The organism is Streptomyces mayonensis, assembly GCF_018982965.1.
GTDB classification, from domain to species: Bacteria; Actinomycetota; Actinomycetes; order Streptomycetales; family Streptomycetaceae; genus Streptomyces; species Streptomyces mayonensis.
This window is the reverse complement of the sequence record NZ_JACBYP010000054.1, coordinates 37,788-51,172: the sequence shown is the minus strand read 5'-3', so window position 1 is coordinate 51,172 and position 13,385 is coordinate 37,788. Positions and strand designations below refer to the sequence as shown.

The following is a 13,385-nucleotide window of genomic DNA, read 5'->3' as shown; positions in this document are numbered from 1 at the left end:
GTCCTTCTGTGACGGTCCCCGGCCCGCCCGTCGGGCCGGGGACCGTCACAGAAGGACGACATGCCCGGACGACTCACGCCCCGCCGCCCCGGACCGCACCGCCGATCCGGCCGACTGCGTGCCACCGCACTCGGCGCCGCCCTCGCCACCGTGCTCGTCCCCGCCCTCAGCGCGTGCGGCGGCGACGCGGCCTCCGCGAGCGGCGACGCCACCCTCAAGTGGACCTCCACCTACTTTCCCTCCCACTGGGACCCCGTGGTCGGGGGCAGTGGCGCCCAGTTCCGTGAACTCTCCCTGGTCTACGCCTCGTTGACCCGAACCGACGAGTCCGGCAAGGCCGTCCCCGACCTCGCCGAGAGCTGGGAGTACAACGACAGGGGCGACCGGATCACCTTCCACCTGCGCCCCGGACTGAAGTTCAGCGACGGCGAACCGGTGGACGGCGCGGCCGTCAAGGCGGCCGTCGAACGGGCCCAGAAGCAGAAGAACTCGGCGCTCTTCGGCGACCTGACGTCGATCGAGTCGGTGGACGCCAAGGGCCTGGACGCCACCGTGAATCTCAACCAGGTCGACTACCAGATACCCCAGTTGCTCGGCCAGCGGGTCCTGCAGATCGCCAGCCCCAAGGCCGCCGCCGCGCCCGAGAAGCTGGACCAGAACCCGGTCGGCGCGGGCCCGTTCACCGTCACCCGGATCGTCCCCGGGACCAAGGCGGTACTGAAGAAGAACACGGAGTACTGGGACGCGGACAACATCCACATCGACACCGTGGAGCTGACCTCGGCACCCGACGCCTCCACGGTCGTCTCCGGACTGCAGACCGGCGTGTACAACTTCGCCGACATCGACCCGAGTCAGGCGGACGCCGCCAAGAAGGCCGGCCTCGACGTCTTCGTCCAGCCCGGTTTCAACGCCTCCAACATCAGCCTGAACGTCAACAAGGCGCCGTTCGACAACGACAAGGTCGTCGATGCCGTACGGCACGCGGTCAACCGCCAGGAGTTCGTCGACAAACTGACCTTCGGCTACGGCGAGGCGACCAACCAGCCCTTCCCCAAGGGTTACGTCGCCTACGACCCCGAGTCCGAGGACGCCCACCCCTACGACCCGGACAAGTCGAAGAGGCTTCTGGCCGAGGCGGGTTACCGGCCCGGGGACATCAAGCTCGACCTGGTCGTTCCGGAGGAGGACCCGCAGGCGGAGATCGTGCAGTCGCAGTTGGCCGCGGTGGGCATCACCGTCGACATCAGGATCGACAAGAACTGGGCCACGCCGTTCTTCGCCAAGGACCTCACCTTCTCGCTCTACGCCACCACCGGCCGGGACTCCGCGGCCCAGACGCTCACCGCCCACTTCGGACCCGACGGACCGCTCAACCTCAGCTCGCCCTACGAGCCGGACGGCTTCGAGGCGGCGATCGCCAAGGTGCGCGGGACCCCGCTGGACGCGCCCGAGTACCCGCAGGTGCTCCAGGAGGCGACACGGGCCGGACTCGCCAGCAAGGCACTGATCTTCACGCACTCCCGGCCCAACCTGGTCGCCAAGAGCAAGTCGGTCTCCGACCTGCCGAAGAACCCCGCCCACATCGACTGGACCGGCGTGACCATCGGCGGCAAGGGGGCGAACCCGTGACGGCCACCGAGGCGCCACCGGAGCCCGTCCCCGCCGGCGGGCTCGCCGCGAAGCGGACACGGCACGCGCTGGGCCGGGTCCTGGCCGTCCTCGCCAGGTCGGTAGCGATCTTCGTGCCGGTCTTCCTGGTGGCGACCTTCGTGACCTTCGCGCTGCGCTCGCTCAGCGGCCTCAGCCCCGCCCGGATCCAGCTGGGCGAGCAGGCCACGCCCGAGGCCGTCGCCCGGGTCGAGGCCGAGTGGGGTCTGGACCGGCCCTTCCTGGTCCAGTACGGCGACTGGATCGGCGGTGTCCTGCACGGCCGGCTCGGTGCGAGCTGGACCAACGGAGCGGACATCTCCACGCTCATCGGTCTCGGCCTGGGCGTCAGTCTCTCCGTCGCGACGTTCGCGCTGGTCATCGGTGTCGTGGTGGGCTTCGCGCTCGGCACCCTCGCGGCACTGCGCCGCACCACGTGGGTGGACCGTGCGGTCACCGGGTTCGTCACCGTGATCTCGGTGATGCCCGCGTTCGTGGTCGGCATCGTGCTGGTCGCCGTGCTCGCCGTACAGCTGCATCTGTTCCCCTCGGCCGGATACGTCCCGGCGGAGCAGGGATTCGGGCCGTGGCTCGCGCACATCACGCTCCCGGCGGTGGCGCTGAGCCTCGACGTCGTCGCCGACGTCGCGCGCCAACTGCGCTCCAGCCTCGTCGCCGCGTACCGGGAGAACTACGTGACGGGCGCGGTGGTGCGGGGGCTGAGTCCTCGGCGGATCTTCTTCGGGCACGTGCTGCGCAACGGCCTGGGGCCGACCCTCGCCACCCTCGGGCTGAAGTTCCCGTCTCTGGTGGGCGCCTCGGTGGTCACCGAGTGGATCTTCGGACTGCAGGGCTTCGGCCGGTTCGCCAACGACTCCGCCCAGGCCGGTGACGTACCGGCCGTGCAGGGCGTCCTCGTGGTGTCGATCGCGCTGGTCGTCGCCTTCAACCTCGTCGTCAACCTGGTGCTGGCGCGGGTCACGCCGGCCTCGCAGCGGGGAGTGTGAAACATGCTGCGTCGCGTTCTCTCCCTCACCTCCGGCCGCATCGCCGTGGCGATCCTGGCGGCGGTCGCACTGCTCGCGGTCCTCGGACCACTGCTCGCCCCGCAGGATCCGCTGGCCACCAGCGACAACGCGCTGGCCGCCGTGTCCGGCAGCCACTGGCTGGGCACGGACTACCTGGGCCGGGACGTCCTCAGCCGCCTGCTCGACGGCTCCCGGGTCAGCGTGCTCGGCGCGCTCGAGGTCGCGCTCACGGCACTGGTCGTGGGGGCGGTCCCCGGGATCCTTTCGGTGTACCTGGGGCGGGTCTTCGAGTGGGTCACCCTGCGGCTGGCGGACACGCTCGTGGCCCTGCCGTTCCTGCTGTTCGCCGTCGCCGTGATCGCCCTGCTCGGCAACGGGCTCACCCAGGCGATGCTGGTGACCGGCGTGCTGGTGTCGCCGCTGTTCTACCGGGTCTCCCGCGCCGCCACCCTGACCGTGGCCCGCTCGCAGTACGTCGAGGCCGCGCTGATCTCCGGCGCCTCGGTCGGCCGGGTGGTGCGGCGCCACGTCTGGTCCAAGGTGCTGCCGCCGGTCTCGGTGGCCTTCGCCCAGACCATCGGCACCGGTTTCGTCATCGTCTCCAGCCTGACCTTCCTGGGCATCGGCGTGCAGCCGCCGGAGCCGACCTGGGGCGGCCTGCTCGCCTCCGACCTCGGCTATCTCAGCCACCGGCCGTGGGCCCCGCTGGTCCCGGCACTGCTGATCATGATCACCGTCTGGGCCGGCAACCTGCTCGCGGACGCGATCCGCGACGTGTCCGGCGAGGCGGGCCGCGCCCTGCTCAAGGGCCGCGGAGCCCGCACCGGCCGGCCCGGACGATCCGAACCCGCTCCCGCAGGAGGCGCGTGATGACGACGGTTTCCGAGAAGCTCCTCACCCGGGCGGAGGAGACCGGCACACCGGGCCGGGCAGGCCCGCCCGGCAGTGCCGTGCCGCTGCTCTCGCTGCGCGGGGTGCGGATCGCCGACGGCAGCGACGGCCGCGAGATCGTGCACGGCGTGAGCTTCGACCTCACCCCTGGGAAGGTGGTCGGCATCGTCGGCGAGTCCGGCAGCGGCAAGACCCTCACATGCCGGGCCGCCCTGGGCATCCTGCCGCCCCACTTCGAGGTGACCGGCGGCTCGGTCGAGATCGAGGGCACCGACATCTCCACGCTCTCACCGGCGCGGTGGACGGCGCTGCGGGGGGCCACGATCAGCGCGGTCTTCCAGGACCCGGCGTCCTACCTGAACCCGTCGCTGCGGATCGGCAGGCAGATCGCCGAGGTCGTCCGGGTCAAGAAGGGCCTGGGGCGCCGCGAGGCGCGGCAGCGTGTCCTCGCCCTGCTGCGCGCGGTGCACCTGCAGGAGGCGGAACTCGTCCACGACCAGTACCCGTTCGAGCTGTCCGGCGGCATGCTCCAGCGCGTGCTCGTCGCGGCCGCGATCGCCGCCGACCCGCGGATCCTCATCGCCGACGAGGCCACCACCGCGCTGGACGTCACCGTGCAGGCCGAGATCCTCGATCTCCTCGCCGACCTGCGCGACCGGGCCGGACTCGCCCTTGTCGTCGTCTCCCACGACCTGGCCGTCGTCGCCCAGTTGTGCGACGAGGTGCTGGTGATGCGGCAGGGCGAGGTGGTCGAGCAGGGCCCCACCCGCAGGGTGCTCGACCACCCGCGGCACGACTACACGCGGATGCTGATCCGCGGGCACGAGAGCTACGGACTGGAGAAGTTCCTCGGACAGCCGAAGGAGGAGTCGTGACCGCCGACCGGCCGGACGACGACACCGGCACCGTGACCGGCGCCGGCGCCCGCCCCGTTCTGGACGTCACCGGGCTGGAGGTCCACTACGGCAGGCGCCGCAGGCGCCGCAGGGCCCTGCACGGCGTCTCCCTGACCGTCGCGCCGGGCGAGACGGTGGGCCTGATCGGCGAGACGGGCTCGGGCAAGTCCACCCTCGCCCGTACGGTGCTCGGGCTGGTGCGCCCCAGCGCCGGATCCGTGGTGGTGGACGGCGAGGACGTCACCGCCCACGGCGCCCGCCAGTGGCGTGACCTGCGCCGCCGCGGGGTGGTCCAGTACGTCTTCCAGGACCCGCTGCGCAGCCTCGACCCGGACCTCACCGTCGAGGCCTCGCTGACCGAGCCGCTGCTCGTGCGGGGCGCCACCCGGCCGGAGGCGGCGGCGCGGGTACGGGCGTTCCTGCCCCGTGTGCGGCTGCCGGAGGACCTCCTCGGCCGGTTGCCGGGCGAGCTCTCCGGCGGGCAGCGGCAGCGGATCGCGGTGGCCCGCGCACTGGTCACCGAGCCCCGGCTGGTCCTCCTCGACGAGCCGGTGAGCGCGCTGGACTCCGCCAACCGGGTGCAGGTCCTGGAGATTCTGAAGGAGCTGCGGGAGAGCGGCGTGGCCCTGGTCTTCATCTCGCACGACCTCGGGTCCGTGGCGGGGATCGCCGACCGCATCGCCGTGCTGTACCGGGGGGAGCTGGTCGAGGTCGGTGCCGCCCGCGACGTCGTGGGCCGGCCGGAACACCCGTACACACGGTTGCTGGTGGGCTCGGCACCCACCCTGCGCGGCACCTCCGCCGACCGGGGCGAACGCGCGGCGCTGCGTGCGCTCCTGCCCGCCTGACCCCCGCCCGCCCCGGTCGTCACAGTCCCTTCCCCGCGGAACACTCCACCGAGCAGCCCGTTCCCCACCGAGCAGTCCGTTCCCCACAGACAGGAAGACCCATGTCCCGAAGGATCCATCTCGCCCTGCATCCCTACGGTGTCGGCGGCCCCGGCCAGCACGGCCTGTGGAAGGACCCCCGTGTCGCCAAGAACGCCAGCGTCGACATCAACTACTACATCAAACAGGCCCAGGCGGCCGAACACGCCCTGTTCGACGCCCTGTTCATCGTCGACAGCCAGTTCATCAACGCCACCTACCCGGCGCACTACCTCAACCGGCTGGAGCCGCTGACCCTGCTGTCCGCCGTCGCCACGCACACCCGGCACATCGGCCTGGTGGGCACGGCCAGTTCGACGTACAACTCGCCCTTCAACCTCGCGCGGCGCTTCGCCTCGCTCGATCTCATCAGCGGCGGCCGGGCCGGCTGGAACGTCGTGACCAGCTTCGACACCGGCACGTCGCGCAACTACGGGCTGGACGAACACCTCGACTACGCCACCCGGTACGGCCGTGCCCTGGAGTTCGTGGAGGTGGCCCGCGGACTGTGGGACTCCTACGAGGACGACGCCTTCCCGGCGGACGTGGCGCGCAACGTCTTCCTCGATCCCTCCAGGCTGCACGAACTGAACCACGAGGGCGAGCACTTCAGGGTCGCCGGACCGCTGAACATCTCACGCTCGGCACAGGGCCAGCCGGTCGTCTTCCAGGCAGGTGTGTCCGAGGAGGGACGCGACCTGGCGGCGCGGGTGGCCGAGGGCGTCTACGCGCCGGGCGGGTCGCTGGAGCAGGCCCAGGAGTACTACGCCGACATCAAGAGGCGGACCGCCGCCCACGGCCGGGACCCCGACCACATCAAGATCTTCATCCACGGCGGTCCCGTGGTCGCCGCCACCGACGAGGCGGCCCGGCGCCGCGAGCGGGAGATCTTCGAGGAGGACAACGACTTCGACCGTCATCTGGCGCTGCTCGGCCGTTCCTTCGGCGCCTACGACTTCAGCGTGCACGATCTCGACGCACCGTTCCCGGACGTCGCGCACCTCGCCGAGAAGGGCGGCCGCACGGGCGCCGCCAGAATCATTGAGCGGGCCCGCAAGGAAGGGCTGACGCTGCGTCAGGTCGCGCAGTCCGTCGCCGAGTTCCGTCGCTCCCCCTTCGTCGGGTCACCCGAGACCGTGGCCGACACGATGGAGCGGTGGTTCGGCGCCGGCACGTTCGACGGCATCAACCTCGCCTTCCGCACCCAGGAGGAACTCGACTACTTCGTGGACGGCGTGGTGCCGATCCTGCAGAAGCGCGACCTGTTCCGCACCGAGTACGAGGCCGACACACTGCGCGGCAACCTGGGCCTGCCGGTCCCGGCGAACCGGCACAGCAGCAGGCGTACGTCCGTGGACGGCCGGGGGGACCGGACGTGACCAGTGGGCGACCCCGCTTCAGACTGGGCTTCCTCACCCATGTCCAGGGACGCGGCACCGACCTCGCCAGGACCTACCGCAACGCCCAGGACCTCTTCGTCGTCGCCGACGAACTCGGTTTTGACACGGGCTGGGTGGCTCAGCACCATGTGCCGCTCGGCGGTGGCGGGCTGTCCGCTCCGTGGGTCTTCCTCGCGCACGCCGCCGCGCGCACCACCCGCATCCGGCTCGGCACCGCCGTCACGGTGCTCCCGCTGGAGGACCCGGTCCGTCTCGCCGAGGACGTCGCGACCGTCGACGCGCTCAGCGGCGGGCGCGTCGAGCTGGGCGTGGGAAGTGGGTCCAGCGACCTGGAGTACGCCGCGTTCGGCCGGGACGTGGCCCGCAGACGCGAACTGACCAGCGAACACCTGGACGTGCTGCGGCGCGCCCTGCGGGGCGAGGAGGTCGGCGCCCCCGGCTTCCGCGTCCAGCCCGCCGGCGGCGACTTCACCGGCCGGATCTGGCAGGGTGTGTTCAGCGGGGGCGGGGCGGCGTACGCGGCGGGCAGCGGCTCGAACCTGCTGCTCAACCGGGCCGCCTACGGCCACGACGCGCCCACCGACGAGGTGCAGCGTCCCTGGGCGGACGCCTTCCTCGCCGCCTGGGACCGGCCCCGCAGGCCGCGCGTCGGCCTGTCCCGGCTGGTCTTCCCGGCGAAGGACCGCCGCACGGCGCTGCGGCACATCGGGGACGACGTGCACCGCGCGGCCCTGCGCATGGCGGAGCACGGGGCGTTCCCGAAGGGGCTCGGCGCGGACGAGGCGCTGCGTCGCTTCCACGCGTTCCTCGGGTCCCCCGAGGAGATCGTCGCGGCCCTCCGCCGGGAGAAGGTCCTTCCCCTGGCCACCGATCTGATCACCCAGTTCAACCCCGCCGTCCCCGACCACGACGCCACGATCCGCGCGCTGGAGCTCATCGCGACCGAGGTCGCACCGGCCCTCGGCTGGAGCCCGGCGGCCCGCGACGAGCCCGCTACCGCAGGAGTCCGACATGAGTGACCACACCGACCACTACGCCCCGAACGGCCTGCGCACCCGCGGCACGGTCGTCGTGGTGCCCGGCCGCGGCGAGACCCGGGCGACCTACGGCCGCCTCTCGGCCCGCCTCGCGGCCGACGCCTACCGCGTCCGCGTCGTCGACGCACCCGACCTCACCGTCCGGGACGGCGACGACAGGGGGGCGGCACTCACCCGGTTCGGTGCCCGTCTGGCGGAGGCGGTCGAAGGCACCGCGGACACCGACGGGGTGACGGAACCCGTGGTCCTGCTGGGGGCGGACGCGGGTGCCGTCGCACTCGCCGCGCACCTGGGACGCACGGGGCGGCTGCCCGGGGGCCGGCGGCCCGACGCCCTCGTCCTCGCCGGGGTGCCGGGCCGAACGGCCCCCGGCGTCGGCTCCTGGGACGAGGAACTCGACGTACGCACTTCCTGCCCCACGCACCGGGGCACGCTGAGCAACGACGCGCGGGTGCGGCGGGGTTCACTGGGCGAGGCTCTGCCGGATGCCCTGCTCGATGCCGCCTACGACGCCGAACTCGCCCTTCCCGTGCTGTTCCTGACCGGCGGCACGGACCCGCTCGCGGACCGGGCCGCCCTGCTCCGCACGGCCGAGTCCCTGCCCCGGGCCCGCCTGTCGGTGGTCCGGGACGCCCACCACGACGTCCTCAACGACGTGCAGCACCGCTCGGTGGCCGCCGAGATCGTGACGTTCCTGGAGGCCCTGCGGGGTCAACTGGTGCCGGTGGTCGCGGTGGAGACGAGCGCCTGGTGAGTTCCGCGCCCACCGTCACAGGCCGGCGTCACGGGTCCGGCCGCCCCCTCTGAATCCCGACCTCGAAAGGGTGCCCCCCATGGCCGCCATCCTGTCCGTTTCCGGAAGCCCCTCCCCCACCTCACGCACCGCGCGCCTGCTGCGCCACCTGGACGACCGGCTGCGGCTCCAGGGCCACGACGTCACTCCGCTGGACGTACGCACCCTGCCGGCCGAGGCACTGCTGGGCGCCGACTTCCGGCACCCGGCGATCACCGGTGCCACCGCCCTGTTCGAGCGGGCGGACGGGGTGGTGATCGGCACCCCGGTGTACAAGGCCGCGTACTCCGGGCTCCTCAAGTCGCTGCTCGACCTGTTGCCGCAGTACGCGCTGACCGGCAAGACGGTGCTCCCGCTGGCCACGGGCGGCAGTACGGCCCATGTCCTGGCCGTCGACTACGCGTTGCGCCCGGTACTCAGCTCCATGGGGGCGCTGCACGTCGTCCCCGGCTGGTTCACGCTGGACCGGGACGTCACCGTCGACGACAGCGGCGCGACGGTCGTCGCGCCGGGCGCCGCCGAGGCGCTGGCCCGGGTCACGGACCAGTTCTCGTCGGCGCTGGGCGGGCGCACGGCCGCACTCGCGTCGACGGCGTGAGCGCCGGTCGGCCAGTCGTCATCGGGGGCGCCGACGCCTGCGTGGATCCGTACGGTCGGGGAGCGCTCATGAACCCCAGCCGCCCCCGACGCCCCGGCTGGAGAGGAACGAGTCCCGCAGGGCCCGGCGCAGGCCGGGGACCTGCGTGTCGAAGTGGGCGGCGAGTGCCTTCAGCGACTGCTTGTGCTCCCGGCGCTCCTTGCCCGTGAACACGGTGCTCACCTCGCACTCGGCGGCGAGCACGGCCATCGTCGACGCCTGGGACGGGACCGCGGCCGGGGCGTGTCCGGACAGTACCGCCTCGCGCGCCGTCGCCTGGAGTCCGAGCACCTGTCCGGGGTCCGCCACGGTGACGTGGTGGGAGGCGAGCGGGGACAGGCGCCGCTTCTCGGGCGGTGCGACGGCGCCCGCCGCCACCAGCTGGGCGCGGACGGCGCCCTCCGCCGTGTGCGCCTTGTTGTGCACGAACCGGAGCCACCGCTTCGGCCGCTCGGTGGGCAGGTCGCTCCACACCTCGGCGGCGAAGGTGTCGGCCGGCGGTTCACCGGTGCGCCGCGCCACCTTTCCGCCGTCCGTGCCGAGCAGCCCGGCGAGAGCCAGCTCGGCCAGCGCGCCGGCGCGCAGCAACTGGCCACGGCCCTGGAGGTCCACGGCCCTGAACTTCTCCTGGTCCACGGTGTAGCAGAGCAGGTACAGCTTCTGGGGCAGCGTCAGGTGCATCGTTCTCCTCGGGTTCGGACGGGACGACTCCTTCCAGGCTGTCGTGAGCACGGCGGCCGCAGCAGTGCGATCTGCCATCGGTCCCCATGACATCTGTCATGCGCTGTGCTCCCCCACTCACTCGGACGCGAACGATGGCAGCGACTGTCATCGCATGTTACTGTCGATGACAGCGACTGACATCGACAGTGGTGCCCTGTCCGGCTTCGCGGGCAGGGGCGGTCGCAATGCGGGACGTACGACGTACCTGGAGGAATCTCATGCGTGTTTTCGTCACCGGCGCCTCAGGCTGGATCGGCTCGGCCGTCGTTCCCGAGCTCGTCGGGGCGGGTCACCGGGTCGTGGGGCTCGCCCGTTCGGACACCTCGGCCGACGCGCTCACGGCAGCCGGGGCCGAAGTGGTCCGCGGCACCCTGGACGACCTGGACGTCCTGCGGGGCGCCGCCGCCGACTCGGACGGCGTCGTCCACCTGGCCTTCAAGCACGACATCGCCTTCTCGGGCGACTTCAAGGGGGCCGGCGAGGCCGACCGGCGCGCGGTCGAGGCGATCGGCGAGGCACTTGTGGGCTCCGACCGGCCGTTCACCGTCGCGTCCGGGACGCCCGCGACACCGGGACACGTGGCGACCGAACGCGACGGCCACGACCCGGACCTGGCCGCTGCCGCCCGGGGCGACGCCCAGCACGTCCGGGCCGCCACCACCGAACTGGCCCTCTCCCTGGCCGCCCGCGGGGTGCGCTCGTCCGCGGTGCGGCTGGCTCCGACCAACCACGGCGAGGGGGACAACGGGTTCGTCCCGGGACTGATCGGGATCGCCCGGGAGAAGGGCGTCTCCGGGTACGTCGGGGACGGCACCAACCGCTGGTCCGCCGCGCACCGCCTCGACTCGGCGCACCTGTTCCGCCTCGCGCTGGAGCGGGCGCCCGCGGGCTCGACACTGCACGCGGTGGCCGAGGAGGGAGTGCCCGTACGGGACATCGCCGAGGTGATCGGGCGCCGGCTCGGCCTGCCGGTGGTGTCGGTCCCGGCCTCGGACGCGGGGGCCCACTTCGGCTGGCTGGCCGGGTCCGTGGCGGCCAACCGGGCCGCGTCCAGCGCGCTGACCCGTGAGTTGCTGGGGTGGGAACCGGTCCAGCCCGGGCTCCTCGAGGACCTCGAGCAGGGCCACTACTTCGCGTAGCCCCGCCTGTCACCCCGCCCCGCCCCGGCACACGCCGGTCCGGCCGGCGGCCGGTCCGCCGGGGCGCCCGCGCGGGGACTCACACGAGTTCGGGGCGGGGCTGTGCGGGCTTCGGGGGTTCCGGCACTGCCGGTGCGTCCTCCCGTTCCCAGGCCCTGGTGGTCCGTACGTGGCCGAGGACCACGGAGCCCGTCGCCAGGACGAGCAGCGGTCCGGCCGCCCACGGGTGTTCGGCCATCTCCACCGGCAGCAGGCGGTACGCGGCCAGGAGCGCGGCGAACACCGTGGTGCCGTGGGCGACCAGCACGGCGCCCGACCGGTCCCAGCCCCGCACGGACGCGCGCATCGCGGCCTCGACGGTCAGCGCGAAGACCACGCCCGCGATCAGGTCGGCGCCGTAGTGGTAGCCGAAGCCGAGCGTCGCGGTGAGGGTGGCGACCAGCCAGAACGCCCCCGCGAACCGCACCGCCCGCGAGCCCCTGCGGGAGTGGACGAAGAGCGTGGTGGCCCACGCCGTGTGCAGGCTGGGCATGCAGTTGCGCGGCGTGACCTCGTCGAACGGCACCGAGTGCGGGATGCCGAGCCGCGGCAGGACGTCCGGCCAGAGCTGGGCCACCGCCCACGCTCCGCCGTCGGCGCCGTAGGCGTAGACGGGCCCGACGACCGGGAAGACCAGGTAGACGGCGGGGCCGAGCAGGCCGATGACGAGGAAGGTGCGCACCAGGTGGTGGCTCGGGAAACGGCGATCGGCCGCCACGTGCCGCAGCTGGTACAGCCCGACCAGGGCCGCCGCCAGCGGAAGCTGGCCGTAGACGAGGTGGAGCAGGTGGCCGCCGACCGGCTCGGTGGCGTGCACGAACCGGCCGACCAGCCACGAGGGGTCGCCCAGCGCGTGGTCGGCGGTCGCCACGTACGGGTCGAGCACCACTCCGCGGGTCTCGGACGTGATGAGCAGCCAGGTGTCGCCCGTCTTGTGGCCGGCGACCAGCAGCAGCCCCAGTCCGACCCCCTTCAGCAGCAGCGTCCGCTCGCCACCGGTCCGGCGGGTGACGGCGACGACCGCACAGCCCAGCACCACCCACAGCGCGCCGTTGCCGAAGTTCATCTCGGCGCCCACCGCCCAGCGCACCAGCCAGAGCACGACGTCCAGGCCGACCGCGGCACCGGCCGCGACGAGGCGCTGCCGCCAGGTGAGCACGACCATCGTCAACGCGAGGCCGGCGTAGAGCAGCGGTCCCGAATCGGGAGCGAACACGACCTCGCGCGCCTGGTTGGTGAGCGGCCCCCGCACGCCGTAGTGGCGCGCGGCGAATTCCAGCGCGACGAGGAACCCGGCGGTCACCGCACCGGCCGCGCCCCACAGCACGGCCCGCGGCCGGCGCCGGGGGGTGAGCGGCCAGCCGCCGTCCCCTCGCGGGGGTATTCGTGTGGGTGTGGTCTTCAATTGTTTGGCCCGTTTGCTAGGGGTCGGACATCTGGTCAGTCGGACATCTGGTCACTCGTGCCGATCGTCACGAGTTCGAACATGCTAACGGCACGCGGTGCGGCACCCGATCGTCCGATCCGCCCTGTTCGGCGTCGTACAGGGCCTGGATCAGGGCGGTACGGGCCCGGGCGACGCGGGACCGCACGGTGCCGACGGGACAGTCGATCAACTCGGCCGCCTCCGCGTAGGGCAGTCCGACGAGTTGCGTGAGGACGAAGGCCTCCCGGCGCTCCGGGGGCAGCGCGTCGAGCAGTCCGGTGAGCGCGACGCCGTCGTCGAAGCCCGGCAGCCCCGGCTCCCGGGCCCGCTCGGCGGCGGCCTCCCAGTCGTCGGTGCGGGCCGGCCGGGGCCGCGCCGAGGCCTGTCGCCGGCTGTCGAGCACCGCGCGGCGGGCGATGGCCAGCAGCCAGGTGCGCGCGGAGGAGCGGCCCTCGAACAGGTGCAGGCTGCCCAGGGCCCGCAGGAAGGTGTCCTGGGCGAGGTCCTCGGCGGCCTGGGGGTCGGCACCGAGGTGGGTGACGAAGCGGCGGACGTCGCGGTGGAGGGCGCGGACGAAGTTCTCGACGGCCTCCGGGTCGCCGGTGCGGGCGGCCAGCGCCCAGCCGGTCGCGGGGTCGTCGCGCAGGGGGGACGTGGTGGGAGCGGTCACGTGCGGCCCTTCTCGTGAGTCCGGACGCACGGCACACGCGGTCCGGGGCGGGGCACCGGCGGGCGGCCTCGCGGCCGACGGCACACGGGGAGGTGCCGCCGGACCGCGCGCCCGCGCACCCGGTGGGGCG

Annotated in this window: 13 protein-coding genes; 10 read left to right on the top strand and 3 right to left on the bottom strand. The window is 72.9% G+C overall.

Features of this window, described 5'->3' with window-relative positions:
* The first annotated feature begins 60 nt into the window (after window positions 1-60).
* From HZS56_RS20820 to ssuE, 9 genes are all read left to right on the top strand, one after another.
* Window positions 61-1,632 carry an ABC transporter substrate-binding protein gene (locus HZS56_RS20820; RefSeq protein ID WP_216722253.1) on the top strand — a complete coding sequence of 524 codons (1,572 nt, stop codon included), beginning with the start codon at window positions 61-63 and terminating at the stop codon, window positions 1,630-1,632.
* The gene (locus tag HZS56_RS20815) at window positions 1,629-2,657 is read left to right on the top strand and encodes an ABC transporter permease (protein ID WP_216722252.1); all 1,029 of its coding nucleotides are present in this window, start codon (window positions 1,629-1,631) and stop codon (window positions 2,655-2,657) included. Before HZS56_RS20820 ends, HZS56_RS20815 begins: the two co-directional genes overlap by 4 nt.
* 3 nt (window positions 2,658-2,660) lie before the next feature.
* Window positions 2,661-3,548 (top strand): ABC transporter permease, encoded by an 888-nt coding sequence (locus tag HZS56_RS20810; protein ID WP_216722251.1) that lies wholly within the window; start codon window positions 2,661-2,663, stop codon window positions 3,546-3,548.
* Window positions 3,548-4,444: an ABC transporter ATP-binding protein gene (locus HZS56_RS20805; protein WP_216722250.1), complete on the top strand. Its 897-nt coding sequence runs from the start codon at window positions 3,548-3,550 to the stop codon at window positions 4,442-4,444. The genes HZS56_RS20810 and HZS56_RS20805 overlap by 1 nt, the downstream gene beginning before the upstream one ends.
* Entirely contained in the window at window positions 4,441-5,313 is an 873-nt protein-coding gene (locus tag HZS56_RS20800; protein ID WP_308408113.1) for an ABC transporter ATP-binding protein, read from the top strand. Before HZS56_RS20805 ends, HZS56_RS20800 begins: the two co-directional genes overlap by 4 nt.
* A 101-nt stretch (window positions 5,314-5,414) precedes the next feature.
* A complete protein-coding gene (locus HZS56_RS20795) occupies window positions 5,415-6,770 on the top strand; it encodes an NtaA/DmoA family FMN-dependent monooxygenase (RefSeq protein ID WP_216722249.1) in 1,356 nt (451 codons plus the stop codon).
* A complete protein-coding gene (locus tag HZS56_RS20790) occupies window positions 6,767-7,810 on the top strand; it encodes an LLM class flavin-dependent oxidoreductase (RefSeq protein ID WP_216722248.1) in 1,044 nt (347 codons plus the stop codon). The genes HZS56_RS20795 and HZS56_RS20790 overlap by 4 nt, the downstream gene beginning before the upstream one ends.
* On the top strand, window positions 7,803-8,582 hold the full coding sequence (locus tag HZS56_RS20785) for an alpha/beta hydrolase (RefSeq protein ID WP_216722247.1): 780 nt from the start codon (window positions 7,803-7,805) through the stop codon (window positions 8,580-8,582). The genes HZS56_RS20790 and HZS56_RS20785 overlap by 8 nt, the downstream gene beginning before the upstream one ends.
* Before the next feature lie 79 nt (window positions 8,583-8,661).
* On the top strand, window positions 8,662-9,219 hold the full coding sequence (ssuE, locus tag HZS56_RS20780; RefSeq protein ID WP_216722246.1) for an NADPH-dependent FMN reductase: 558 nt from the start codon (window positions 8,662-8,664) through the stop codon (window positions 9,217-9,219).
* 66 nt (window positions 9,220-9,285) lie between these two features.
* Here the strand turns inward: ssuE and HZS56_RS20775 are convergent, their stop codons facing one another.
* A complete protein-coding gene (locus HZS56_RS20775) occupies window positions 9,286-9,939 on the bottom strand; it encodes a GPP34 family phosphoprotein (RefSeq protein WP_216722245.1) in 654 nt (217 codons plus the stop codon).
* 260 nt (window positions 9,940-10,199) lie between these two features.
* On the opposite strand from HZS56_RS20775, the gene HZS56_RS20770 reads away from it, so the two are divergent.
* A complete protein-coding gene (locus tag HZS56_RS20770; RefSeq protein ID WP_216722244.1) occupies window positions 10,200-11,120 on the top strand; it encodes an SDR family oxidoreductase in 921 nt (306 codons plus the stop codon).
* Window positions 11,121-11,199: 79 nt separating this feature from the next.
* On the opposite strand, the gene HZS56_RS20765 is transcribed toward HZS56_RS20770, so the two are convergent.
* Window positions 11,200-12,564: a phosphatase PAP2 family protein gene (locus HZS56_RS20765; RefSeq protein ID WP_216722243.1), complete on the bottom strand. Its 1,365-nt coding sequence runs from the start codon at window positions 12,562-12,564 to the stop codon at window positions 11,200-11,202.
* 67 nt (window positions 12,565-12,631) lie between these two features.
* Window positions 12,632-13,255: a sigma-70 family RNA polymerase sigma factor gene (locus HZS56_RS20760; protein WP_308408112.1), complete on the bottom strand. Its 624-nt coding sequence runs from the start codon at window positions 13,253-13,255 to the stop codon at window positions 12,632-12,634.
* Window positions 13,256-13,385: the final 130 nt, after the last annotated feature.